The sequence below is a fragment of the Archangium violaceum genome (genome assembly GCF_016887565.1).
Lineage (GTDB): Bacteria > Myxococcota > Myxococcia > Myxococcales > Myxococcaceae > Archangium > Archangium violaceum_B.
Genome location: NZ_CP069396.1, coordinates 9,490,487 through 9,515,347, shown reverse-complemented (window position 1 = coordinate 9,515,347; position 24,861 = coordinate 9,490,487). Strand labels below are relative to the sequence as shown.

Sequence of the window (24,861 nt, the reverse complement as noted above, 5' to 3'; positions counted from 1 at the left end):
CGCTTTTTGCGCCCATAGCTCAACTGGATAGAGCATTGGCCTTCGAAGCCAAGGGTTGGGGGTTCAAGTCCCTCTGGGCGCGCAGCAGCACCCCCTCTCGAGGGTGCCGCCACGCCGGAAACCTCAAACCGACAGTGAAGCTCAGGCCTCGGAGCCGCTCGTCGTGGGGACGCGGCAGCGCAGCTCCGCCTCCGCCTCCAGCGCCGCGAGGTTCTCGCGCATCGCCCGGGCCCACTTCGCCTTGGGCTGCTCCATCAGCTTCTCGTGGGCCAGGTCGATCGTCTCGGCCAGGTCCTCGTCATTGAGCTCCGACACCGTCTTGCCCTTGTGCGTGCCGAAGGCCACCACGACGGACGAGCTCTTCAGCTTCGCCGGAGTCTCGGCGGCCGGAGCCGGTGCGAGCGCGGGAGCAGCAGGAGCGGGCTCCTGGGTCTCCTTCGCGACCACGGGCTGGCGGACCTCCTTGGCCGAAGTGGCCGCGGAGCGTCCCTTCGTCTTCACCGGCGCGGGGGCCGGCTCCGGCTCACGGGCAGGCTCCTTGGGGGCCTCCACGTGCTGCTGGGCCTGCACCACGGGAGCGGGCTCCTTCTCCTCGCGGACTTCGCGCACTTCTCGTGAGGAGGTCGTGGGCAGGGGAGGGAAGGACGCCTTCACGGGGCCGGGACGCGCGCCCAGCACCTCGTAACCACCATGGTGCGTCGCCGGGGCGGGCTCCGCCGCTGGCTCGAACTCCTCGGCCGGCATCTCCTCGCGCACGTACAGGCCGCCGAAGGCCTCGGGGTACGCCTTGCGCAGCGCCGCCACGCGAGCGCACTTCTCGATCATCGTCGTGGGAATCTTGGCCCACAGCGGCGTCTGCTGGACGTAGCCCGCGAAGTCCAGCCACACCACCACGGGCAACTTCCCCTCGCGCACCACGCGCGACCAGGCCCCCACCAGGCTGCCCTTGCGCTTGGCCGGGTTGAAGCGGTGCACCACCTCGCCCCTGCCCTGATCCACGATGATCTCATCCTCGGCGTACACCGCGCTCGCCTGGATGCCCTTGAAGTCCGGGAAGCGCTCCGCTCGCGCCAGCATTCCCGCCTCGGAGGGCTGGAACTCGTAGCGCGTCACCCAGTTGGGCTTCTCCCGGTTGCCCGCGTTCTGCCTGCGAGCCACGCAGAAGGCCTCCTTCAGCAACGGGTCCAACCCGGAGCGCTTGCACTGCTCGATGAAGAGGGCGAACTCGTCTTCCCCGATGCCCTTGGGGCAGATGGTCCGCTTGATGAGTTCCACGCGCTCGGGGCTCCACTGGCCCGACGCCGTTTCCGCCTTGTTGTGTGCTTCCATGCCGCTGCTCTGTCTCCGCCTGCGAAAAGGGCGAACGACCTCCGTCCGCCCGCACCTCGGGGAAGATTCAACCCTGGACGGCGGGCGTTGGCATCCCCACTACTGAACGGGTGTCCAGGCCAGGCCGGAGGGCAGGCGGGCACGGGAAAGCGGGTGCGGAGGGGTTGCGCGGGTGCGCGAAAAAAAGCATTTGACGTGGACGGCAAGGCCTCGTACAAGCCGTCCCCGTCGACGCGCGGTGACGAACCGCGACGGCGCACAAGAGTCGGGAGCGTAGCTCAATTGGCAGAGCAATGGACTCTTAATCCATAGGTTGTGGGTTCGATTCCCTCCGCTCTCATAGACCGGGGCTCTCTCAGCGATGAGAGAGCCCCGGTGTCTTTTTGGGGTCCTGGATTCGCGTGTGCCGGACCCCGGTTTTCGAGGTAGAACGCACGGTGTGCGCCCGGGCGGGTGGCGAAACTGGTAGACGCGCCAGACTTAGGATCTGGTACCGCAAGGTGTGAGGGTTCGAGTCCCTCCTCGCCCATTCCGGCCATTTCGCGTTGACCGGATCGGACCTATCTCCTAAAGGCGCACGTCCCTAGTCTTCACTTCTTCACCCATTCGACACGCCGGCGTCGAAGGCACGCCCGGCGCGAGCGAGGCATCCATGAAGGTCCAGGTCGAGGAGCTCTCTCCCATCGAGAAGAAGCTCTCCATCGAGGTCGAGAACGCCCGCGTGGCCGAGGAGCTCACCCGGGCGTATACGGCGCTTGGCAAGCAGGTGAAGCTGCCCGGTTTCCGGCAGGGCAAGGTGCCCCGCCGCATCCTCGAGCAGCGCTTCCGGGAGCGGGTGGAGGACGAGGTCATCCAGCGCGTGGTGCAGAACGCCTGGCTGGAGGCCGTCCGGGAGCACAAGGTGGAGGCCGTGGCCCCGCCGCAGGTGACGAACAACTCCGGCCTCAAGGCCGACGGGCCCTTCTCCTTCGAGGCCCGCGTCGAGGTGAAGCCCAAGCTGGAGGCCAAGGAGTACCAGGGGCTGCCGCTCACCCGCTCCGAGACGAAGGTCGAGGACAAGGAGGTGGAGGACCGCCTCACGCAGCTGCGTGAGAACATGGCCCGCCTGGATCCGGTGGAGGGCCGCGACGTGGCCCAGGCCGGTGACTTCGCCATCGTGGACTACGACGCCGCCGTGGACGGCAATGCCTTCGCTGGCAGCAAGGCCGACGACGTCACCGTGGAGCTGGCCCCGGGCGAGCTGGTGGAGTCCAACGTGGCCGCCCTCGAGGGCGCCAAGGTGGGCGACACCAAGGAGATCGACTACGTCTTCCCGGCCGACTACCGGGTGGAAGAGGTCAAGGGCAAGACGGCCCGCTTCAAGTTCACCGTCAAGGCGCTGAAGCGCAAGGTCACCCCCGAGCTCAACGACGAGTTCGCCAAGGAGACGGGTGGGGCCCAGACGCTGGAGGAGCTGCGCACCCGCATCCGCACGGATCTGGAGACGGGCAAGCGCAACAAGGCCCAGGGCGAGGAGCGTGCCGCCCTCATCAAGGCCCTCATCGAGCGCAACTCCTTCGAGGTGCCGCGGTCCATGGTGGAGCGCACCATCGACAACATGCTGGAGAACCGGCTGCGCGCCATGGCCCGCATGGGAATGGATCCGCGCCAGCTCAACCTGGACTTCAACCGGCTGCGCGAGGACCTGCGCGAGGAGGCCGTCCTGGAGGTGAAGGGCGCGCTCCTCTTCGAGGCCATTGCTCAGAAGGAGAACATCCAGGTCTCCGACGAAGAGGTGGAGAAGAAGATCGAGGAGCTGGCCAAGGAGGCCAACCAGGCCGTCTCCGTCGTTCGCAAGTACTTCAAGGGCCCGGAGGAGCGCCAGGGGTTGAACCTCCGACTTCGCGAAGAAAAGACGATTGAATTCCTGAAGGGTCAGGCGAAGTATTCCTAGGAGTTCATCCTCCTTAGACCCTTCACGAGGTTGTCATGCCCTTCATGCCCGTTCCCTACGTCATCGAGCAGACCCACCGTGGGGAGCGCTCGTACGACATCTACAGCCGGCTCCTGAAGGACCGGATCGTCATGTTGGGAACGGAGATCGACGATGACGTCGCCAACGTCATCGTCGCCCAGCTCCTGTTCCTCGAGTCCGAGGACCCGGACAAGGACATCAACCTCTACATCAACTCGCCGGGCGGGTCGGTGACGGCGGGCCTCGCCATCTACGACACCATGCAGTACGTGAAGCCCCAGGTGTCGACGATTTGCGTGGGGCAGGCGGCCTCCATGGGGGCCGTCCTGCTGCTGGCCGGGGCCAAGGGCAAGCGCTACGCGCTGCCCAGCTCGCGCATCATGATCCACCAGCCGCTGGGCGGGGTGCGCGGCCAGGCCACGGACATCGAGATCCAGGCGAAGGAAATCCTCCGCATGAGGGCCAAGCTCAACGAGCTCATCGTCAAGCACACCGGCCAGTCGATCGAGCGCGTGGAGAAGGACACGGACCGCGACTTCTTCATGGGTGCCACCGAGGCCAAGGCCTACGGCATCCTGGACGAGGTCCAGAATCCTCGGAAGGTCCTGCTGCCGCCAGGCGAGCGCAAGTAGGGCCGGTTTCAAGGGAAGTGCACGGGCCGGAGCCGCGGGAATGCTGCACCGCGTCTCCGGCTTCTGCTTTCTGCGCCGGATGTTTTGGGGTGTTAAGTACCCCTCAGGCACGTGGACGCCCCGGAAGGGGACTGACTAGATTGGCTGTAGGCAGGGGGGCGGGCCGGTTGGGGAGCGCACCTCCAGGCAGTTGCAGCGAGGGCCATACATGGCGGGTAAGAACGTGGAGAAGCGAGACAACCAGTCCCTCTGCTGTTCCTTCTGCGGAAAGTCGCAGAAAGAGGTGAAGAAGCTCATCGCGGGACCGACGGTCTACATCTGCGACGAGTGCATCGGGCTGTGCAACGACATCATCGCGGAGGAGATCGACCGCGAGGAGACCAAGGACACGAAGCTGCGCATCCCGCGGCCCAGTGAGATCAAGGCCATCCTCGACGAGTACGTGGTGGGTCAGGAGCGGGCCAAGAAGACCCTCTCGGTGGCGGTGCACAACCACTACAAGCGCATCGAGTCCAAGGTGGCCATGGACGACGTGGAGCTGCAGAAGAGCAACATCCTTCTGCTGGGCCCCACGGGCAGCGGCAAGACGCTGCTGGCGCAGACGCTGGCGCGCATCCTCAACGTGCCCTTCACCATCGCGGACGCCACGTGCCTCACCGAGGCCGGCTACGTGGGTGAGGACGTCGAGAACATCATCGTCAACCTGCTCCAGGCGGCGGATCACGACATCGAGCGGGCCCAGCGCGGCATCGTCTACATCGACGAGATCGACAAGATCGCCCGCAAGTCGGAGAACCCCTCCATCACCCGCGACGTGTCGGGCGAGGGCGTTCAGCAGGCGCTCCTGAAGATCATCGAGGGCACCATCGCGAACGTGCCGCCCAAGGGGGGCCGCAAGCACCCGCAGCAGGAGTTCCTGCAGGTGGACACGACGAACATCCTGTTCATCTGCGGCGGCGCCTTCGGTGGGCTGGAGCAGATCATCGAGCGGCGGCTCGGTGGCCGGAGCCTGGGCTTCGGCGCGGACATCCAGTCCAAGAAGCAGCGCAACCTCACCGAGCTGCTCAAGCACGTGGAGCCGGAGGATCTGCTGAAGTTCGGCATGATTCCGGAGTTCATCGGCCGTCTGCCGATCGTCACGGCGCTCGAGGAGCTGGACGAGCCGGCGCTGGTGAACATCCTGAGCCAGCCGAAGAACGCGCTGACGAAGCAGTACAAGAAGCTCTTCGAGCTGGATGGCATCTCGCTGAAGTTCACGGATGGGGCGCTCAAGGCGATTGCCTCCGAGGCCATCCGCCGCAAGGCGGGAGCGCGCGGCCTGCGCTCCATCCTGGAGAGCGCGATGCTGGACGTGATGTACGAGCTGCCCTCTCGCAAGACGGCGCGCGAGGTGGTGATCTCCGAGGAGGTCATCCTCAAGAAGAGCGAGCCGGTGGTGCTCCACTCCCAGGACAACAAGGAGACGGAGCCCAAGAAGGAGAGCGCGTAGGCACGCCGACCCTCACCCCGACCCTCTCCCAGAGGGAGAGGGCCAAACCCGTGTATGTCCCCTCTCCCTCTGGGAGAGGGCTAGGGTGAGGGTATAGGGTCCCCTGGTTGGGTCTGTCTGGCCCACCGCGCCTCACGGACGCCCCCGTCAGTCCCGCACTTTTCGTGGGACGAACGGGGGCGTTGCCTTATCTGCTCTTCCACGCATGGAGACGAAGCGGATGAACTACCCGGTGACACGGGCCGAGTCGGTGGTGGACACCCTGCACGGGGTGGCGGTAGCGGACCCGTACCGGTGGCTCGAGGACGAGAAATCCCCCGAGGTGCAGGCGTGGATGAAGGCCCAGGATGCCTTCACCCGTGAGCACCTCTCCCGGTTCCCGGGCCGCGAGGCACTGAGAAGGCGCTTCACCGAGCTCTTCTACGTGGAGTCGGTCTCTGCCCCGGCGGTGCGAGGCGACCGCTACTTCTACGTCCGCACGCACAAGGACAAGGAGAAGGCGGTCCTCTACTGGCGCGAGGGGGAGAAGGGGGAGGAGCGCGTCCTGCTCGATCCCAACACCTGGAGCGCGGACGGCACGGTGTCGCTGGGTCTATGGGCCCCCTCGTGGGATGGGAGGAAGCTGGCCTTCACGCGCAAGCCCAACGCGGCGGACGAGGCCATCCTCCACGTGCTGGACGTGGACACGGGGAAGTGGAGCGAGGTGGACGTCATCGAGGGGGCCAAGTACGCCTCCCCGAGCTGGACGCCGGACAACGAGGCCTTCTATTACGAGTGGCTGCCGACGGATCCGTCCATCCCCGTGGCCGAGCGGCCCGGCTACACCGAGCTGCGGCTGCACCGGCTGGGCGCGGATCCGAAGACGGACGCGGTGGTGCACGAGCGCACCGGGGACCCGAAGACGTTCCTTGGCGGAGGCGTTACCCGGGACGGCAAGTACCTCTTCGTCTACATCACCCGCGGCTGGAGCGAGAACGACGTGTGGTGGAAGCGGGTGGGGGAGAAGGACTTCCGCCTGCTGGTGAAGGGCCAGGAGGCGAAGTACTCCGTCGACGTCTGGGAGGACACCTTCTACATCCTCACCGACGAGGGCGCCCCGATGGAGCGCGTCTTCAAGGCGTCCCCCGAGCGGCCCGAGCGCTCGGCCTGGAAGGAGCTCGTCCCCGAGGACCCCTCGGCCGCGCTGCAAGGCATGAGCGTCGTGGGTGGCCACCTGGCGCTGGCGTACCTGAAGGACGCCACCACCCGGGTGAAGCTGGTGACGCTGGAGGGCCAGCCGGTGCGCGACGTGGAGCTGCCGGGCGTGGGAGCGGCGAGCAACCTCTACGGCCTGGAGGATCGCGACGAGGCCTGGTTCGTCTTCAGCTCCTTCACGACCCCGCCGCAGGTCTACAAGACCTCGGTGTCCACGGGGCGCGTGGAGACCTGGGCCCGGGTGGACCTGCCCATCCTCCCGGAGCGCTACACCGTCGAACAGGCCTTCTACCGCTCCAAGGACGGCACGCGGGTGCCCCTCTTCCTGGTGCACCGCAAGGACCTGAAGAAGAACGGCGACAACCCGGTGCTGCTGTCCGGTTATGGCGGCTTCAACGTGAGCATGCTGCCGTCGTTCCGCTCGAGCATCTACCCGTGGCTGGACGCCGGGGGCGTGTACGCGGTGGCGAACCTGCGCGGCGGTGGCGAGTACGGAAAGTCCTGGCACGAGGCCGGCCGACTGCACCGCAAGCAGAACGTCTTCGACGACTTCCACGCGGCCGCCGAGTTCCTCGTGAACGAGGGCTATACCCGACCGGGCAGGCTGGCCGTTTCCGGGGGCAGCAACGGGGGCTTGCTGGTGGGGGCCGTCATGACCCAGCGTCCGGAGCTGTACGGCGCGGTGGTGTGCTCGGTGCCCCTGTTGGACATGGTGCGTTATCACCTGTTCGGCAGCGGGAAGACCTGGATTCCGGAGTACGGCTCGGCGGAGGACCCGGAGGATTTCCGGGTGCTCCACGCCTACTCGCCCTATCACCACGTACGGCCGGGCGTGCGCTATCCGGCCCTCCTGATGATGGCCGCGGACCACGACGACCGGGTCGACCCCCTGCACGCCCGCAAATTCACGGCCGCCGTGCAGCGCGCGGGTCATGGCGCACCCGCTCTGATACGAGTGGAAGCCAACGCGGGCCACGGCGGGGCGGACCAGGTGGCCAAGGCCATCGAGTCCAGCGTGGACCTCTACAGCTTTCTTTTCGAGGTGCTTGGAGTGCAGGCGGACGGCATTGCATCCGCTGCGAGCGCAATCCGGGGCCGCTAAAGCACCGGCCGGACACCCGATGGTCCCCAGGTGTTCCCTTGCTTGCAGGCCAACATCCCCCATCTTTCACGCGGGGAACGGCGGCCGGAGGGGCCGTGTTATAGAGACCGTCTTCACCTGTCCGTACTCTCGGAGTGCGGGCGGGCAACATTCCAGGGGCTTGCAACCTAGGGTGGCAAGCAGGCAGGTGGCGAATACATGTTCTTCGGACGAGACGACAAGAGGGATGCCCAGAAGCGTGGGAGCACGGTGCCGCTCCTTCCGCTGCGCGACATCATCGTGTTCCCGCACATGGTGGTCCCGCTGTTCGTCGGCCGGGAGAAGTCCATTGCGGCCCTGAAGGACGCGATGGCTCACAAGGGCCCCGACGACAAGGCCGTCATCCTCCTGGCCGCCCAGAAGAAGGCCAAGACGAATGACCCCACGGCGGAAGACATCTTCCACTTCGGGACCATCGGCCATGTCATCCAGCTCCTCCCGCTGCCCGACGGTACGGTGAAGGTGCTCGTGGAGGGCGTGCGCCGGGCGAAGGTCAAGCGCTTCATGCCCAACGACGCCTTCTTCATGGTCGAGGTGGAGGAGGTCGAGGAGCAGAGCGAGAAGTCCGTGGAGCTCGAGGCGCTCGTGCGCAGCGTGCACTCGGTCTTCGAGGCCTTCGTCAAGCTCAACAAGCGCATCCCGCCCGAGATGCTCATGCAGGTGGCGAGCATCGATGACCCGGCGCGGCTGGCCGACACCATCGTCGCGCACCTGTCGCTCAAGCTGAACGACAAGCAGGCGCTGCTCGAGACCGAGAGCCCGGCCAAGCGGCTGGAGAAGCTCTACGAGCTGATGCAGGGTGAGATCGAGATACTGCAGGTCGAGAAGAAGATCCGCACCCGCGTCAAGAAGCAGATGGAGAAGACCCAGAAGGAGTACTACCTGAATGAGCAGATGCAGGCCATTCAGAAGGAGCTGGGTGAGCGCGACGAGTTCAAGAACGAGATCCAGGAGATCGAGGAGAAGCTCAAGAACAAGCGGATGAGTAAGGAGGCCACGCTCAAGGTCAAGAAGGAGCTCAAGAAGCTCCGGATGATGAGCCCGATGAGCGCCGAGGCCACCGTCGTTCGCAACTACATCGACTGGATCATCAGCCTGCCCTGGTACGAGGAGACGCAGGACCGGCTGGATGTGGTCGAGGCCGAGCGGGTGCTCAACGAGGACCACTACGGCCTCAAGCGCCCCAAGGAGCGCATCCTCGAGTACCTGGCGGTGCAGCAGCTGGTGAAGAAGCTCAAGGGCCCCGTGCTCTGCTTCGTGGGGCCTCCGGGCGTCGGCAAGACGTCGCTGGCGCGCTCCATCGCCCGCGCCACCGGCCGCAAGTTCGTGCGCCTGTCCCTGGGCGGCGTGCGTGACGAGGCCGAGATCCGCGGCCACCGGCGCACGTACATCGGCGCGATGCCGGGCAAGCTCATCCAGTCGCTGAAGAAGGCGGGCAGCAACAACCCCGTCTTCCTGCTCGACGAGATCGACAAGATGTCCACGGACTTCCGTGGCGACCCGAGCGCGGCGCTGCTCGAGGTGCTCGACCCGGAGCAGAACCACAACTTCAACGACCACTACCTCGACCTGGACTACGACCTGTCGAAGGTGATGTTCATCTGCACCGCGAACACGATGCACAACATCCCCGGTCCTCTGCAGGACCGCATGGAGGTCATCCGGATCGCGGGCTACACCGAGCCCGAGAAGCTCAACATCGCCCGCCGTTACCTGATCCCCAAGGAGCAGGAGGCCAACGGCCTGGCGGACATGAAGATCGACGTCACCAACGAGGCCCTGCGGACCATCATCCACCGCTACACCCGTGAGTCCGGTGTGCGCTCGCTGGAGCGTGAGATCGGCGGCGTGTACCGGAAGATCGCGCGCGACATCCTGAAGAATGGCAAGCGCGACATCGTGGTCGACCGCAAGCAGCTGATGAAGTACCTGGGCACTCCGCGCTTCCGCTACGGCGTGGCCGAGCGCGAGGACCAGGTGGGCATCGTCACCGGTCTGGCCTGGACGGAGATGGGCGGAGAGATCCTCACCACCGAGGCCACGGTGATGCCGGGCAAGGGCAAGCTCATCATCACCGGCAAGCTGGGCGAGGTGATGCAGGAGTCGGCCCAGGCGGCCATGTCGTACGTGCGCTCGCGCGCCGAGCGGTTCGGCATCGATCGCAAGATGTTCGAGAACTACGACATCCACGTGCACCTGCCCGAGGGCGCCATCCCGAAGGACGGTCCGTCCGCCGGTGTCACCATGTGCACCGCGCTCGTGTCCGCGCTCACCCGCGTCCCGGTGCGCAAGGACGTGGCCATGACGGGGGAAATCACCCTGCGCGGCCGCGTGCTGCCCATCGGCGGCTTGAAGGAGAAGACGCTCGCCGCCCACCGCGCCGGCATCAAGACCGTCCTCATCCCGAAGGCCAACAAGAAGGACCTGAAGGACATCCCGAAGAAGATCCGCGCCCAGCTGCGCATCGTCCCCGTGGAGTTCGTGGACGACGTGCTGCGCGAGGCCCTCGCCCTCGAGAAGCCCGAGGAGTTCGGCCGCAGGGCGGATGCGACCAAGAATTCGGACGCGGCGGGTGCGCTCCCGGCTCCGGCTCCGGCCTCGGCGTAGCGGTTCCGGGCTGAACGGGTGAAGTGAATCGCGGGCCCCGGGGACTCCCCTGGGGCCCGTTTTTTTCGCGGTAGACCCTCACCCCGACCCTCTCCCAGAGGGAGAGGGACTCATCAGGTTCCTCACCGTGTATGTCCCCTCTCCCTCTGGGAGAGGGCTAGGGTGAGGGTGTTCCCTCGCTCGGTGGTCGCATGCCCCGTCACCGACGCGATACAACCCACCCCTTGGTGGCTCCTCCCGCGCGCTCCTCACGACTCGCCTTGATGCTCGCCCTGGTCCTCGTGGCCGGTGGCTGTGGTCGCTGTGGCTTCCAGCCAGACCCCGGCGTCAAGGTCGTCGTCCCCGCGATGCCCACCACCCTCGACTGGAGCTACTCCGACCCCAACAGCTGGGCCAACTACCCCGTCATGCTCGCCAGCCAGCGCGGGCTCACCACGCTCGCGCCGGACCACTCCGTCCGGCCCGGTCTCGCCGAGCGCTGGGAGCGCTCCCGCACCGCCGAGGGCCACGAGGTCTACACCTTCCACCTCCGGCGGGACGTGCGCTGGTCCGATGGCGTCACCCCCCTCTCCGCCCAGGACTTCGTCCTCGGCTGGCACCGCGCCCTCCAGGGCCGCGAGCGCGGGGAGATGGCCGACCTCCTCGGCGCCGAGGAGGTGCTCGCCCTTCAGGACCAGGGTGCCCCCGCCGAGCGGCTCCAGGCGGCCCTCGCCCGCGTGGGCGTCGAGGCGCTCGACCCGCATACCCTGCGCGTCACCCTGGCCCGCCCCCGCAGCTACTTCCTCGCGCGGCTCGCCAACTTCTACCTGTTCTTCCCCGTGCCCTCCGTGGCCCTCGCCGGCAGGTCCGAGGAGGAGGTGCGCGACTACTTCGACCGGCCTCGCGACGGCCACCCCCTGGCGCTCGGCCCCTACCGCGTCGAGAGCTGGGATCGCGCGGGTGAGCGCGTGCGGCTCGTCCACAACCCGCACTCCGTCTTCCAGCCGCCGCTCGGCCCCGGTGAGCGTCCCGCGCCCGTGCTCACCCTCCTGAAGTCCGAGATCGGCCCCGCCCTCTACGAGCGCGGCCGGGTGGACTTCGTCTTCGTGGACAGCGCCGTCGCCCTCCAGGGCCGTCGCCCGGAGGACCTCCAGCGCGAGCCGCTCCTCTCCACCTATTTCCTCGTCTTCAACACCGAGCGTCCACCGCTCGACCGGCCCGAGGTGCGCCGCGCCATCTCCCGGGCCATCGACCGCGAGGCCCTCATGAAGGGCCTGCTGCCCGCGGCTCGCCCCACCCACGTCCTCCTCCCGCCCGAGCTGCCCGGTGCCGCCACCCCCCAGGCGGCCGCGAGCCTGCCCCACTTCGAGCCCGAGCGGGCCCGTGCGGAGCTCTCCGGAGTGCCCGGGGTGGACCGGCCGCTGCGGCTCGTCTTCCGGGCGGGGGACTCCTTCGTGCCCGAGGTCGCCATCGCCGAGCGCCTGGCCGCGCAGCTCGCCGCCGTGGGCCTCCGGGTGACACTGGACTCGCGCTCGGACTTCTCCGCCGAGGTGGCCCGCCGCACCCCCGAGGGCCCTCGTGCCTACGACCTCTACCTGCGCCGGCTGGGCGCGGACTACGCGCACCCCAATACCTTCTTCACCCTCTTCGAGCGCACCGGACTGCACCAGACGGGCTGGGAGACGCAGCGGGGCGGCGAGCCCATGACCCGCTTCGAGGCGCTCCTGGACGAGGCCGACGCCGAGCCCGACGAGGCCCGCTCGCGTGCCCTCTACGGACAGGCCCAGGCGGTGCTCCTCGACGAGATGGCCGTCATCGCGCCCCTGTACCACCCGGACCGCTACTTCCGGACCCGGGCCTCCCTGCGCGGCGTGGACGTGGACCCCTTCAACTTCCTCTCCCTGCGCGAGCTGCGCCTGGAGACTCCGGCGGAGGTGCGCTGACCCATGTCTCCCGCGCTCGTCCGCCTTGGCCGGCAGCTGGTGCTCGTGCCCATCGTCGCGCTCGCGTCCTACTTCCTCATGGCCGCGCTGCCGCTCACCACCGAGGACGACGCCAAGCGCCAGGTGGCCCCGGAGGTGCTCGCGTCCTACCGGAGGGATCTCGGCCTGGGGCAGCCGCTCGGCTTCCTCCGCCCCTGGGTGAAGCTCTTCCGCGGCGAGCGCCTGGGCACCAGCGCCCAGGGCGTCACCGGCGACGAGCTGCTGTGGAAGCTCTCCGGCAGCGTGGGCGTGGGGCTGGTGGCCCTGGTGCTCGCGCTCGGCTGGGCCCTGGCCTTCGCGCTGCTGCGGGCCCGGTGGAGACGCGGCCGGCTCGCCGTGCTCGGGGACGCGCTGCCGGCCGTGGCCTTCGGGACGCCCGTCTTCATCCCCGCGCTGCTGCTGGCGCCCGCCGTGGTGGAGCGCGGGCACCTGCTGCCCGAGCTGTCCGCGGCGCTCGTCATCTCCGTCTGGCCCGGCATCTTCCTCGGCACGCTGGTGGCGGACGCGCTGGACACGGAGCTGTCCCGGGACTACGTGCGCACCGCGCTCGGCAAGGGCCTGTCTCCGCACTCCGTGCTGTGGCGCCACGTGCTGCCCAACGTGCTGCCCGCGCTGCTGGACGCCGTGGGGCCCGTGGCCACCGCGCTCCTCGCCGGCTCCTTCGCCGCCGAACGCGTCTTCGGCCTGCCGTACTTCGGCCAGCTCTACGTCCTCGCCGTGCTGCAGAAGCAGGTGGCCGTCGTCGTGGTGGCCACCACCGTCTTCGCCTCGCTGCTCGTCGCCGTCGGGCTGGTGGTGGAGCTCGTGCGCCTCTGGGTGGACCCGAGGGCCCGGGAGGTCCGGGCATGAGCACGCGCCGCGTCCCCACACGCGCCTGGGTGGGCCTCGCGCTGCTCGTGGGCCTGGGCCTGGCGAGCTGGCTCTCCGCCCGCGTCTTCCCCGAGGCGCTCGCCTCGACCTGCCCGCTGGGCACGGACCCCACCCATCCCGACCGCACGGTGTGCGAGCTGGCCTTCGGGGGCCTGTGGGTCTCCCTGGCCGTGGGCCTGGTGGCCGGAGCCCTGTCCACCGTGCTGGGGCTTGGCGTGGCCATGGTGGCCCGGGCGGCCGGCGGCACGGTGGAGCACCAGCTCCTGCGCGCGGTGGACGCCGTCTTCGCGCTGCCGGACGTGCTGGTGGTGATGGTGCTCCAACTGGCCGGCCAGTCGATGCTGGACGCGGGCCACGCGGGCGGACTGGGCCCCTTCGGGCTCATGGTGGTGTCCCTGGCCCTGGTGGGCTGGGCGGGCCCGGCGCGCATGTTCCGCAACCGCCTGGCCACGTTGGAAGGCCAGGAGTTCATCGCCGCCTCACGGGCCCTCGGCGCCGGACGGTGGCACCTGCTACGCGTCCACCTCTGGCCCGCGCTGCGCCCCTTCGTGCTCGCCGTCTTCCTCAGCCGCCTGCCGACCGCCATCCTCACCGAGTCCACCGTCAGCTTCTTCGGCATCGCCCGCATGGAGCCGATGTCGCTCGGCCGCTACCTGGGCACCAGCTACGCGGCCCTCATCTACGAGGGCGGCGCCCGGGTGGTGCTCCCCGCGTGGGGGCTGCTGGTGCTGCTCGTGCTTGGTGCCTCGCTGGCCTCCCAGGCGCTCGGGGCAGGGACGCGCCGCGCCTGAGGGGAGCGGCGGTTCGCCCCCGGGGACGTTGCGAGTGTGGAATTCCGGGCAGGAGTGTGGCCGTTCCCACCACACAACCCCCTCTCCCCGGAGCCACCATGTCCATCGTCAACGAGGAGCTCCCCATTGCCACCGGCCACAGCCGCTCCAGGACCCAGGCCGACGACAATCTGAAGCTGGAGCCGGTGAAGGGCTCGGTACTCATCGTGGAGGACGATCCCGCCCACCGCGAGCTGCTGGTGGAGCTGCTGACGCAGTGGGGCTATGCGCCGTTGCCCGTGGGCAGCGCCGAGGAGGCCGAGTTCGCCGTGCGCAACAAGCGCATGGACGCGGCCATCGTCGACGTCTTCCTCCCGGGCCGCAGTGGCACCAACCTGATGGCGCGCCTGCGCGAGAAGTTCCCCCAGGCCGTGCTCATTGGCGTGAGCGCCATGAGCGATGCGTCCATGGCCCGCAAGTGCAAGGGGCTGGGGGCGGATCTGTTCATCGGCAAGCCGCTCGCGCCGGAGAAGCTTGCCCAGGCGCTGCAGTCCCGCCACAACAGCTGGCATTGATCTGCGGGCCGGGTACGAATCGGTTGCGCGGAGGGGGCGAAGGTCGGACACTTCCCCTGTGCAGACACTCGCTCCCGGTTTTCTCGTGGCCATGCCCCAGTTGGGGGACTCGACCTTCAAGCGCTCGGTCATCCTCATGCTCGAGCACAACGAATCGGGTTCCATGGGTCTGGTCATCAACCGGGGCGCCTCGCTGACGCTGGGGGAGCTGGCGAAGAATCAGTCCCTGGGCATCGCCCCCGAGCGGGTCAACCAGCCCGTCTTCGTGGGCGGCCCCGTGGAGCCCCACCGGGGCTTCGTCCTCCACGACGACGAGCGTGTGACGGAGAAGCACGAGGTGGTGCCCGGCCTCTTCCTCAGTCTCACCCTGGATACGCTGGGCCCCCTCCTGAAGGATCCGGCGCCACACCTGCGCTTCTGTCTGGGCTATGCCGGCTGGGGCGCCGGGCAGCTGGAGAGTGAGCTCGCCTCCGGCTCCTGGCTCTACGCCGAGGCTTCCGCACGTCCCGTGCTCGAAGGGGACCCGGGTCTGATATGGGACAGCACCCTGAAGAGCATGGGAGTGGATCCCGCCATGCTCGCGAAGGGGAAGGGACTGAACTGATGCTCGATCCGAATGCCATCCGCCAGAGGATTCTCGGCGCGCTGCCCGGCTCGGAGGTGGACGTGCGCGACACCACCGGGACCGGAGACCACTTCGAGGCGCGCGTGGTGAGCCCCGCCTTCGGTGGGAAGTCCATGGTGGAGCAGCACCAGCTGGTATACGCACCACTCCAGGACTGGCTGAAGTCTGGCGAGCTGCACGCGCTCGCGCTCAAGACCTACTCGCCCGAGCAATGGAAGAAGCTCGGCAATCGCTGACGAGGAAGCCGAATCATGACTCCGGAATTGAAGGCTCGTTTCGACGAGGAGATCCGCAACCACAAGATCGTCCTCTTCATGAAGGGCAACGCGCTGTTCCCGCAGTGCGGCTTCTCCGCGCGGGCGCTGCACATCCTGCAGCAGCACGGGGAGGTGCACACGGTGGACGTGCTGGCCGATCCCGAGGTGCGCCAGGGCATCAAGGAGTACTCCAACTGGCCCACGATTCCCCAGGTGTTCATCAACGGGAAGTTCGTCGGCGGCTCGGACATCCTCATGGAGCTGGAGGAGCGTGGCGAGCTGCCCGATCTGGTCTCCGGCAAATCCCCAGCCTGAGCGCGGGATGTCCACCCGGGACGAGAAGCTCCAACGCATCGTGGAAGCGCGCCTGAAGCTCCGGGCGCGCTTCCTGGAGAAGATGGCGCGCACGCCGGGCCTGAGTGACGAGCGCCCCCAGGGAAGCGGTCCGCCCAACCGGCATGGCATGCCGAAGCTGCCGCCGGATCAGACCGAGACGCGCAAGTGGCCGGTGCTGGACCTGGGCGTGCCGTTCGACCAGCCCTCGCTGGAGGAGTGGGAGCTGCGCATCGACGGCGCGGTGGAGCAGCCCCTCACCCTGAGCTGGACGGACTTCCGGTCGCTGCCCCAGGCCGAGGACACCAGTGACTTCCACTGCGTCACGGGCTGGAGCCTGATGGACGTGCAGTGGAAGGGGGTGCAGCTCGCGACGCTCGCGGCGCTCGCCCGCCCGCTGCCCGAGGCGGGGTTCGTCCTGGCGCACGCGTACGACGGCTACACCACCAACCTGGCGCTCGAGGAAGCCCTCAAGGACGACGTGCTGCTGGTGCACACGTACAATGGCAAGCCGCTGCCGCGCGAGCACGGCGGCCCGGTGCGGATGATCACGCCCCAGCTGTATGCCTGGAAGGGCGCGAAGTGGATCCGCCGCATCGAGTTCCTCCGGCAGGACCAGCCAGGCTTCTGGGAACAACGTGGCTACAGCAATACCGCGCACCCCTGGAGAGACGACCGCTACTCCTGAGCCGGGTCCGGCCGTCGAGCCGGTTCCCGAGCCGGGGCCACTGCTCGTTCCCGTCGCGGATGTGCCCGCCACCGCTCCGTCCGAGGACCCGGTTCCCACGGAGCCGCGGCCCACGCTAGGCGCGCGGGTGCGCGACCTCCGCGCCCGCTACGCGAAGTGGGAGCTGGCGCTCTTCTTCTTCGCGGGCTTCGCCTACGACATCGCCACGCTGCGGCGCATCGACAACGGGTTCGTGCTCACCAAGCAGGGCCTGTACCTGGCCATCCTGGGCCTGTTGCTGCTGCTGGAACTGCGCTGGAGCTGGGGAACGGAGCCGCCACGCCGGCTGGCCCGGGTGTGGCGCTTCCGCGAGGACGCGCTGCACTTCTTCCTCGGCGGGCTGCTGAGCCCGTACACACTCTTCTATTTCAAGAGCGCCTCCGGGCTGACGGCGTTCCTGTTCCTCACGGGCGTCTTCGGGCTGCTGGTGGCCAACGAGCTGCCACGCTTCCGGGCGCTGGGGCCCGTGGTGCGCGTGGGGCTCTACGGCTTCTGTGTCACGTCCTACTTCGCGTACCTGCTGCCCGTGCTGTCCGGCTACTACAGCGGAAAGCTGTTCGTGGCCTCGGCGGGGCTGTCCTGCGGGGTGACGCTGGTCCTCTCCCTGCTGGCGCGCTGGTGGAGCGGGGACTGGCGGCGCACACTGCGGCACGTGGCGCTGCCGGGGCTCGGCATCCAGGCGCTGCTGCTCGGACTCTACCTGCTGAAGGCGATTCCCCCGGTGCCGCTGTCCATGCTGGCCAGCGGCATCTACCACGGCGTGGAGGTGGTGAAGGGACCGAAGGGCCGGGACTACCGGCTGCTCCACGAGCGCTCCGAGTGGAAGCCGTGGCAGCGCGGGGATCAGGACTTCCGCGCGCGTCCGGGCGACAAGGTCTACTTCTTCGCCAGTATCTTCGCGCCCACCAGCTTCAAGCCCCAGCGCGCGGGCGACAAGGGCACCCGGCTCGTCATCCGCTGGTACTACGACGACCCGAAGGCGGGCTGGACGGAGTTCCACTCATACGACGATCTGTACCTGGGGCAGGGCGGGCGTGAGCGGGGTTACCGGACGTTCGCGAGCCTGACCAACCCCTCGCCCGGTGACTGGCGCGTCTCCATGGAGACCGAGGACGGGCGGGAGATCGGCCGGCTGTCCTTCACCGTGACGCCGGATGCGAGCACGGCGCCCCGCATGTTCAAGGCGGACGCGGGGTAGCCCACGGGGAGCACGGGTCAGGCCGCGCTCTGGCGCTGACCCTGGCGGGCGGCGGCGTACCGCTGGAGCGCATCGGCCGCGCGGCGGTGGCCTCCGGCTTCCTGGAGCTCCTTCTGGAACCCGGAGAGGCGGGAGCGGTAGCCCGGGTCCGTGTCGAGGCGCTCGATGGTCTCTCGCAACGCCTTCGGATCCAGGGCCTCTCGGGCCGAGAGCGCCACACCCAGCCCGAGCTCGCTCACGCGCGAGGCATTGAGCGGCTGATCCCCGAACTGAGGGAAGACGGCCAGCGGCACGCCATGCCAGAGGCCCTCCATGGTGGAGTTCATGCCGCCGTGGGTGATGAAGACGCGGGCGCGCTGGAGCACGTCGAGCTGGGGCACACGCTGGCGCACGAGGAAGTTGGAGGGCACCGGGCCGAGCGCGGCCAGGTCCACGCCCTTGCCGCACGCCATCACCACCTGCCAGCGGGTATCGCGGAAGGCCTCGAAGCAGGCCTTGTAGAAGTCGGGCCGCTGGTTCATGGGCGTGGTGCCCAGCGAGATGAGCAGCACGGGCTTGCCGTCGAGCTGTTCCAGCGGGAAGTCTCCCCGGTCGTTGCGCGGCAGGACGGACGGGCCGACGAACAGGAAGCGCTCGTCGAAGAGCCCGGCATCGGGCTGGTACGTCCGGGGGATGGGGATGAGGTTCAGGTCCTCGACGGATGCGAACGCCGAGCGCATTCCCATGCGCGGCACCCCGTGGCGCCAGTGGAGCACCTCGGAGGTCCACATCAGCTCGAGCAGGGCCAGCAGGGCCCGCGGAGGTGGAAGGCCCTTCATGTTCTTCTTCATCTCGCGCTGGATCGTCGGGGAGTGGCTCAGCCCGAAGCTCGTCTGGAAGATGGCGCTGGGCAGATGAAGCATCCCGGCGATGGCGCGGCCCCACATGGCCATCGGGTCGTAGACGATGCAGTGGGCCTGCTCGGATCGGGCCTGCTCCGCCAGCCTGGGGACCTCCCGCAGTCCCTGGCGCATGAGGCCGAGAAGCAATGGCATCAACCGCTCGAGCGCCGGTCCAGTCCCTCCCCCGGACAAGGAGGAGGGGATGGTGAGTCCGTCATCGAGCAACCGGAGCGACGCCCCGGTGTTGCGGACCGCCGCCTCGAACTCCCGCGTCACATGGACGACGACCTCGTCTCCCCGAGAGACCAGCTCCTGGAAGAGAGGAAGCATCGGGTTGACGTGGCCATGGGCCGGGGCGGGATAGAAGAGGAATTTCATGCGCGTCGTTTATGCGCCGGGCGGGACCGTGACGCCAGCCCCTGTCCATGCGGTATCTCCCCAACCGTTTCCAGCCCTGCGCGTGCTCTGGGACGAGAACGGACCTCGGACGGCATCTCTCTCGGGAGTGACGTTCCCGTAGACGCGGAATAGATTGAACAATGCGCTACGTCCTCCTGGCCCTGCTGGTGCTCGTGGGCCTTCCCGGTCCCGCGTGGGCCCAACCCGCGAGCCCGTACACCCCGTGGATCGCCGGCGTGCCGGTGTCCTGCAAGTCCTCCTCGGGAATGCCGGTGGCCTTCGTGCCGAACACCTCGCTCGCGGACGTCGGGCTGTCGTTCCCCGCGTGGCCCGACGTGCCGTCGCACGTCGAGTACAACCCCGGGCTGCTGGCGCGGTTGCCACCGGTGGTGCAGCTCTTCTGGTTCGGTCACGTGTGCGCGCATCAGGCCCTCGCCGAGGGGCTGAGCGAGGAGAGCGCGGACTGCGGGTCCATCCGACTGCTGAAGCAACAGGGGCTCGTGTCACGCGCGCAGGTCGTCGAGCTCCAGTCGTATCTGTCGAACGCTCCGATGGTGGTGCCCTGGGGCCACCGGCCGACACCCACGCGTGCGGGGTTGCTCCTCGCGTGCTTCGATCGGGCTCCCGGAGCCGGAGTGTTCAACGGGCAGTCCGGGTCGGTGGGGATTCCAGAGGGGGAGGCGAAGCCAGGCGTGAAGCGCTGGCGCTTCTGCAGCTACATCCCCGGAGTGTCCGCGCCCACCTCGAGCGGCCATGCCTCCCAGGACGCTTGTGAGAAGGAGCGCACGAAGCTCCTGCGGAAGGCCGCGGGCCATGTCGTCAGTGCATGCGTCCTGACCGCCTCGGAGCGGTGTCGGGCGGTCGTCCCCTGACGCCGGTGTGCTAGGACTCGCGTCCATGGCCCGTTACATCGCCCTGCTGCGCGGTATCAACGTGGGTGGCAACAAGAAGGTCCCGATGGCGCGGCTCCGTGAGCTGCTGGAGGGACTCGGCTACACGGACGTCGCGACCCTCCTCCAGAGCGGCAACGCCGTCTTCACGAGCAAGGAGAAGAACCCGGCGCAAGTCGTCAAGCGGATAGAGGCGGCCATTGCCAAGGAGTTCGGCTTCGAGGTCTCCGTCGTCGTCCGTACCCGGGACGAGCTGGCCGCGGTGATCAAGGTGAATCCCCTGCCTGGCGCCGAGGAGGCCCCCTCGCAGTTCCTCGTGACGTTCCTGTCCGACGTACCTGAGCCGAAGCGGATCAAGGAGATCGATCCGGCGGCGTACCTGCCGGACGAGTTTCGCGTGGTCGGGCGTGAGATCTACGCCTGGTTCCCGAAGGGCATCCGGGATTCGAAGCTGGCCACCGTGCTCGGCAGTGCGCGCCTGGGGGTCATCCCGACCGCCCGTAACTGGAACACCGTCACGAAGCTCCTGGAGCTCGCCGACCGCTGAACCGTCACGGCTCGGATTCAGCCCATGCGGCTGGGGGTGCAGCTTGTCCGTTCCTCATGTGGGGTCGCGCTCAGCGGGTACACAGTTGCGTGCTCTGATGGGCGGCTGGGTCCTCATCGTCCTCTTTCTCCATTCCGCCTGTGCCACGGGTAGCGGTACTGCGGGGAGTGCCTATCGGCCCTCAACACCTCCTCCAACACCGTCGGAGCGAGTGTCCTTCGGCGCGGAGCCCGGCCTCGAGTCGGCCAGCGTGTACGCCGTGGACTTCATGGAGCCGGGGGCCGTCTCCACCCGGCCGGTGCCCATCGACAGGGCTGAATTCCAGCGCGCCGTCCAGAGGCTCTCACGCGACGTGCGGCTGATGGGGAGTCCACGAGAGGCCGCCCGAGAGCTGCTGAAGCTGTCGAAGCAGTCGCGACAAGACGTCGAGACCATCGCCATGACGGGGCTATGGCTGCTCGAGGGTTACCGTGAGCAGACCTTCTCCTTCGTTCCCGTGAGCCAGACGGGCCCGGTCCCCCTCACGCCCGAGGCGGATGAAGCCCTGAAGGCGAAGTACCTGAAGTGGTGTGAGCACCGGGGCGGAGGAGATTGCCTGGGCCTGCTGGAGGATGGGCCCTACCTGCGTGCGGACGACAGGAGAACGCTGGCGCTAGCGTTGGCCTTCGGCTCGGTGCTCGACGAGACGCGCGAGGCTCTGGGGCGCCAGCTGCTGGACGTACGGGCACTGGTGTCCATGGCCGTCTGGACGGTGGCTCTGTACTGCATGATGTGGGTGGTGCCCGAGCCGACGACCAAGGCGGTGGCCGCCAGCCTGACCGTCATCCTGATGGGGTGGCTGGGTCTCCAGACGGTGTACGAGCTGATGGACGGCTGGGCCCGCATGGCCGATGTCGCGCACCACGCCAGCACCTTCGAGGAGTTGCGCACGGCGGGCGGGGAATTCGGGAAGGTGCTGGGCGAGGACGCGGCCAGGGCGATGATTCTGGCGGTGGCCACGCTCAGCGGACACACGCTGGGGCAGGTGGCCTCGCGGGTAAAGTCGCTTCCGGGCTTCAACTTCGCGGGAGCGCAGTTCGAGGCTCAGGGCGGTGCCGTCGTCATGGCGCACGCGGAGGCCATGGAGGCGAGGCTCGCGACGGAGGGGGCCCTGGCCAGAGCGGTGGCGGTGGTGGAAACGGTGGCCACCTCACCGCAGGGCCCCATGGCCGTGGTGATGTTCAAGAAGGGGCAGGGTAGTGGAGCGGGAATGACCCCTGGGGGCCGCTCTTCCGAAACAGTCATCCGTCATCGGGGCGGCAACCGGCAGGTGGAACTCAGCGACGGCCAGCGCTGGCATTTGCCACGGGGCAAGTCGGCCGCGGACATTCCAGCCGAGGACAGGGTGGGGGACATGCTCCAAGAGGCCGTTACCCGTGCCGCGAAGGAGTGGGGGCCCGACAAGCGCTCTTTCAACGAGAACAAGGCCATCAACGAGGCTCTGGAGCGAGGAGAATACTGGCTGGCGCGGCTGTTGGAGCGCGAGGCCCGAGGGCGCTACGTGCAAAATGAGGTGAAACTCAAGTTCGAGAAACTCTACAAGTTCAACCTCAACAAGGGCATTGACGTGGTTGACCCAGCGACAGGCCGCCAGTACGAGATTCTCTCCGGGACGGCGTCGAACATGGCGCGGCATGGCAGGCGCATGTCGGGCGAGTTCTTCCGGATGCTCACCTTCTGAAAGGGGCGGCAATGGACTGGCTCGGTAACGTCGTCTTCGAGGACCGCGAAATCGAAAACGAGCGGCTGGAACTGACGGACAAGAATGCGAACTACATCCTCGGCCCCGACCTGACGCTGAGGAACTGTACCCTCGTGCTGAAGGTGTCCGCTCGGCGCCTGAGCCTCAAGCAGCCCCGCTTCATCGACTGCACCTTCGAGGTGAAGCAGGAGTTGAAGAACCACCAGGCCTGGGTGGCCGCGTCCCTGAAGGGTTGCCGGTTCAAAGGGCGGCTGTCAGGGTGCGACTTCGGACACTGGCCCGAATACAGCAGCCAGCCGTGGTATCAGCACGGCTCCATCGAGGACTGCGACTTCACGGAGGCCCGCCTGGATGGCTGCCGCATCATGGGCTCTGACCCTGCCACCATTCGCTTTCCCAAGTGGCCCTGCTTCACCATCCTAGACCCCATCGGCCGTGCCTCCGAGCTGCGCAGCGTCAAGTGGCCGGGCCGATTTGGCCGTATCGTCATCGAGGACCTGCACAAACAACCGGCCCCCACCAGGTCCGTGACCTTGTCCGCTACCGTCGAGGCAAAGCACTTCGAGACCACTCCAGAAGAGCTCAAGGCCGTCATCGAGAAGTTCGACTGCATCGTCTTCTGACCAGGGCGCGTCTCCCCGGGGAAGCCAGACACGAAAGCAGCTGCCTCCTCCCGGCCGCTCTTCCACGAGGACCCGCCCACCGACGCCCTCGACGAGCTGCCGCACGATGGTCCGGAGGGATTCCGGGTCCCCGGTCCTCGCAGCGCAACTCCACTTCCTCGGGAGTGCTCCGCAGCGACAAGCAATGCATCCATGGCCTTGCCGCCGTCCGCTACATCGCGAGGTGTGTCATTCCCGGTGTGGAGCAGCATTGCGGACCGCGCGAGGCGGAACTCCGCGCAAGCGCGGTGACGGTTTGACGGGGCCGCGGTGTTCCATGGGGAGGAGGAACAGCATCCATGGATTTTCAATTACCCGTCACCCAGGCTGGAACGCCCCCGCGTCTCGGGCCCATCCTGTCTCGCCCATCCGTGCGGCTGGCGCTCGCCGCCGTGATATCTGTTGCCGCTCTTCTCTCTTCCCCGGCCCGCGCCGATGAATCGCCGACGCGCCTTCCGCTGACCGTGGCGTACCTTGGAGAGACGCTCGTTCATCCGGGACTTACCGTTGGGACGGAGCTGAGCCTGGTCCGTGGTGGCAGCGGTGCCATCGTTCTGACGGGCAATCTGGGCGGCTACGTCCACCCGCGCAACCACGTGGGGCTCTTCGCCTCCGCCGAGGTAGGCGGACGCCTCACGGCGTCCTTTGGCCTGTATGGAGAGCTGCTCGCCGGTGCTGGTTACCTGCACACCTTCCTGCAAGGCCCGGCCTATGGGGTCTCGCCGGACGGCGCCGTGCAGCCGGCCGCGGATGCTGGCAGGCCTGCCCTCATGCCCACCGCCAGCCTGGGTCTGGGCTGGGACCTGCAACGCAATGGAGTGGCCCCGCTTGCCCTCTTCACCCGCGCGACGCTCTTCGGTCAATTCCCCTTCAACCAGCGGCTGTTGCCCCATGCGGCCGTGCAACTCGGAGTCCGCTTCCAATGAGAACCCTCGCGACCGTCGCCCTGTTGCTCGCCGCGCTCCTGACTGGCTGCGGCCGGTTCCAGACCGAGGGCGATTTCTTCTTCGTGCGCAGTGCCGGCGCGGACCTGCCGGTGTGGGTGCGTGGCAACACGGACTCCGGTGTCTTCATGGTGGTGCTCGCCGGAGGCCCTGGCAATTCGAGCATGTCCTATCTGTCGCCCGTCACGGAGTCCCTCGAGGAGAAGTACGCCGTCGTCTACTGGGACCAGCGTGCCACCGGGGTGGCCCAGGGCAACCCCACACCCGAGACGATCTCGCTCGCGCAGTTCGTCGCGGACACCCACGCCGTCATCAGCACGCTTCGCCAGCGCCATGATGTCCAGAAGCTCTTCCTCTTGGGCCCGAGCTGGGGCGGCACCCTGGGGACCGCCTATCTCCTCGAGCACCAGGAGGGCGTGGCCGGATGGATCGACCTGGATGGCAACCACGACTGGCAGAAGAACTGGGACTTCGCGCTCGACTACGTGAAGGTCCACGCCGAGCGGAAGCTGGCCGCGGGCGAGGAGGTGGACACGTGGCGCGGCGTTCCCGAGTGGGCCGAGTCGATGAAGGGGACGCGGATCATCAGCGACAACCTCTGGAAATGGCAGCGCCTGTGCACCAAGGCGGGGGGCTACTTCCATGAGCCGTCGAATTCGCCCGGCCTTGGCGCGGAGCTGCTGCTCTTCTCGCCCTTCTCGTTTGGGGCCATGCTCACGAACAACGGTATCGTCCTCGAGAAGCTCCTCTCCGACGACGCCTTCTACGACGCGCTGCAGATGTCCTCGAAGCTCTCGCGCATCACCATCCCCTCACTCGTGCTGTGGGGGCGGCACGACGGCGCGGTGCCGGTCGCCATGGCGCACGACGCCTATGACAACCTGGGTACACCTCCCGAGCACAAGTTCCTCGTCATCTTCGAGAAGTCCGCGCACATGGCACCCTTCGAGGAGCCCGAGGCCTTCCTCACCGCGGTGACTCAGTTCATCGAGAAGTACCGCTGAGCCAGCGCGGGCTCAGGGCTACTCGCGCGCGATTCCACTCCTCTCGTCATGACAGGGTCCGGCGAGCAGTTACGCTCTCTGGAGCATCCTCGACGAGCAGGAGTCTCTTTCCGTCCATGCCCGGAGTATAG

General features: G+C 67.7%; 22 protein-coding genes and 3 tRNA genes. 23 read left to right on the top strand and 2 right to left on the bottom strand.

Translation table 11 applies throughout. From position 1 onward, the window contains the following. The first annotated feature begins 8 nt into the window (after window positions 1-8). Window positions 9-82: transfer RNA gene (locus tag JRI60_RS37800), tRNA-Arg, on the top strand. Window positions 83-141: 59 nt separating this feature from the next. On the opposite strand, the gene bet is transcribed toward JRI60_RS37800, so the two are convergent. Beyond that, on the bottom strand, window positions 142-1,329 hold the full coding sequence (gene bet, locus JRI60_RS37795) for a phage recombination protein Bet (RefSeq protein WP_204220887.1): 1,188 nt from the start codon (window positions 1,327-1,329) through the stop codon (window positions 142-144). A gap of 267 nt (window positions 1,330-1,596) precedes the next feature. Here bet and JRI60_RS37790 point away from each other — a divergent pair. The 16 genes from JRI60_RS37790 (at window position 1,597) to JRI60_RS37715 (ending at window position 17,662) form a co-directional block, all read left to right on the top strand. Beyond that, window positions 1,597-1,669, top strand: a tRNA-Lys gene (locus JRI60_RS37790). 107 nt (window positions 1,670-1,776) lie between these two features. Beyond that, a tRNA-Leu gene (locus tag JRI60_RS37785) sits at window positions 1,777-1,858 on the top strand. A gap of 123 nt (window positions 1,859-1,981) precedes the next feature. Continuing rightward, a complete protein-coding gene (gene tig / locus JRI60_RS37780) occupies window positions 1,982-3,262 on the top strand; it encodes a trigger factor (protein ID WP_204220886.1) in 1,281 nt (426 codons plus the stop codon). Window positions 3,263-3,297: 35 nt separating this feature from the next. Then, a complete protein-coding gene (gene clpP / locus JRI60_RS37775) occupies window positions 3,298-3,915 on the top strand; it encodes an ATP-dependent Clp endopeptidase proteolytic subunit ClpP (protein ID WP_204220885.1) in 618 nt (205 codons plus the stop codon). Between the two features lie 208 nt (window positions 3,916-4,123). Beyond that, window positions 4,124-5,404 (top strand): ATP-dependent Clp protease ATP-binding subunit ClpX, encoded by a 1,281-nt coding sequence (clpX, locus tag JRI60_RS37770; protein WP_204220884.1) that lies wholly within the window; start codon window positions 4,124-4,126, stop codon window positions 5,402-5,404. 220 nt (window positions 5,405-5,624) lie between these two features. Next, window positions 5,625-7,700 carry a prolyl oligopeptidase family serine peptidase gene (locus tag JRI60_RS37765; protein WP_204229263.1) on the top strand — a complete coding sequence of 692 codons (2,076 nt, stop codon included), beginning with the start codon at window positions 5,625-5,627 and terminating at the stop codon, window positions 7,698-7,700. A gap of 198 nt (window positions 7,701-7,898) precedes the next feature. Then, window positions 7,899-10,346 carry an endopeptidase La gene (lon, locus tag JRI60_RS37760; protein ID WP_204220883.1) on the top strand — a complete coding sequence of 816 codons (2,448 nt, stop codon included), beginning with the start codon at window positions 7,899-7,901 and terminating at the stop codon, window positions 10,344-10,346. 263 nt (window positions 10,347-10,609) lie between these two features. Further along, window positions 10,610-12,268, top strand: a complete 1,659-nt coding sequence (locus JRI60_RS37755; protein ID WP_239470883.1) for a peptide ABC transporter substrate-binding protein — start codon at window positions 10,610-10,612, stop codon at window positions 12,266-12,268. A gap of 3 nt (window positions 12,269-12,271) precedes the next feature. Beyond that, window positions 12,272-13,156 carry an ABC transporter permease gene (locus tag JRI60_RS37750; protein ID WP_204220881.1) on the top strand — a complete coding sequence of 295 codons (885 nt, stop codon included), beginning with the start codon at window positions 12,272-12,274 and terminating at the stop codon, window positions 13,154-13,156. Further along, entirely contained in the window at window positions 13,153-13,968 is an 816-nt protein-coding gene (locus tag JRI60_RS37745; protein ID WP_204220880.1) for an ABC transporter permease, read from the top strand. Before JRI60_RS37750 ends, JRI60_RS37745 begins: the two co-directional genes overlap by 4 nt. Window positions 13,969-14,066: 98 nt before the next feature. Continuing rightward, window positions 14,067-14,522: a response regulator gene (locus tag JRI60_RS37740; RefSeq protein WP_204220879.1), complete on the top strand. Its 456-nt coding sequence runs from the start codon at window positions 14,067-14,069 to the stop codon at window positions 14,520-14,522. Between the two features lie 58 nt (window positions 14,523-14,580). Beyond that, the gene (locus tag JRI60_RS37735; RefSeq protein WP_204220878.1) at window positions 14,581-15,126 is read left to right on the top strand and encodes a YqgE/AlgH family protein; all 546 of its coding nucleotides are present in this window, start codon (window positions 14,581-14,583) and stop codon (window positions 15,124-15,126) included. Next, complete coding sequence (locus JRI60_RS37730; RefSeq protein ID WP_204220877.1) at window positions 15,126-15,383, top strand: BolA family protein; 258 nt, start codon at window positions 15,126-15,128, stop codon at window positions 15,381-15,383. The genes JRI60_RS37735 and JRI60_RS37730 overlap by 1 nt, the downstream gene beginning before the upstream one ends. A gap of 15 nt (window positions 15,384-15,398) precedes the next feature. Next, window positions 15,399-15,719: a Grx4 family monothiol glutaredoxin gene (grxD, locus tag JRI60_RS37725; RefSeq protein WP_204220876.1), complete on the top strand. Its 321-nt coding sequence runs from the start codon at window positions 15,399-15,401 to the stop codon at window positions 15,717-15,719. Window positions 15,720-15,726: 7 nt separating this feature from the next. Beyond that, the gene (locus JRI60_RS37720; RefSeq protein WP_204220875.1) at window positions 15,727-16,425 is read left to right on the top strand and encodes a sulfite oxidase-like oxidoreductase; all 699 of its coding nucleotides are present in this window, start codon (window positions 15,727-15,729) and stop codon (window positions 16,423-16,425) included. Continuing rightward, complete coding sequence (locus JRI60_RS37715) at window positions 16,376-17,662, top strand: DUF2914 domain-containing protein (protein WP_239469953.1); 1,287 nt, start codon at window positions 16,376-16,378, stop codon at window positions 17,660-17,662. Before JRI60_RS37720 ends, JRI60_RS37715 begins: the two co-directional genes overlap by 50 nt. A 17-nt stretch (window positions 17,663-17,679) precedes the next feature. On the opposite strand, the gene JRI60_RS37710 is transcribed toward JRI60_RS37715, so the two are convergent. After that, on the bottom strand, window positions 17,680-18,921 hold the full coding sequence (locus tag JRI60_RS37710; RefSeq protein ID WP_204220874.1) for a macrolide family glycosyltransferase: 1,242 nt from the start codon (window positions 18,919-18,921) through the stop codon (window positions 17,680-17,682). 161 nt (window positions 18,922-19,082) lie between these two features. Here JRI60_RS37710 and JRI60_RS37705 point away from each other — a divergent pair, with 161 nt between their 5' ends. The 6 genes from JRI60_RS37705 (at window position 19,083) to JRI60_RS37680 (ending at window position 24,730) form a co-directional block, all read left to right on the top strand. Beyond that, the gene (locus JRI60_RS37705; protein WP_204220873.1) at window positions 19,083-19,814 is read left to right on the top strand and encodes a hypothetical protein; all 732 of its coding nucleotides are present in this window, start codon (window positions 19,083-19,085) and stop codon (window positions 19,812-19,814) included. Window positions 19,815-19,839: 25 nt separating this feature from the next. Beyond that, window positions 19,840-20,379 (top strand): DUF1697 domain-containing protein, encoded by a 540-nt coding sequence (locus tag JRI60_RS37700; RefSeq protein WP_204220872.1) that lies wholly within the window; start codon window positions 19,840-19,842, stop codon window positions 20,377-20,379. Window positions 20,380-20,476: 97 nt separating this feature from the next. Beyond that, a complete protein-coding gene (sitA5, locus tag JRI60_RS37695) occupies window positions 20,477-22,099 on the top strand; it encodes a SitA5 family polymorphic toxin (protein ID WP_204220871.1) in 1,623 nt (540 codons plus the stop codon). 11 nt (window positions 22,100-22,110) lie between these two features. Further along, window positions 22,111-22,743 carry a pentapeptide repeat-containing protein gene (locus JRI60_RS37690; protein WP_204220870.1) on the top strand — a complete coding sequence of 211 codons (633 nt, stop codon included), beginning with the start codon at window positions 22,111-22,113 and terminating at the stop codon, window positions 22,741-22,743. A 338-nt stretch (window positions 22,744-23,081) separates the two neighbouring features. After that, window positions 23,082-23,708: a hypothetical protein gene (locus JRI60_RS37685; RefSeq protein ID WP_204220869.1), complete on the top strand. Its 627-nt coding sequence runs from the start codon at window positions 23,082-23,084 to the stop codon at window positions 23,706-23,708. Then, window positions 23,705-24,730, top strand: a complete 1,026-nt coding sequence (locus JRI60_RS37680; RefSeq protein ID WP_204220868.1) for an alpha/beta fold hydrolase — start codon at window positions 23,705-23,707, stop codon at window positions 24,728-24,730. The genes JRI60_RS37685 and JRI60_RS37680 overlap by 4 nt, the downstream gene beginning before the upstream one ends. The last annotated feature ends 131 nt before the right edge of the window (window positions 24,731-24,861 follow it).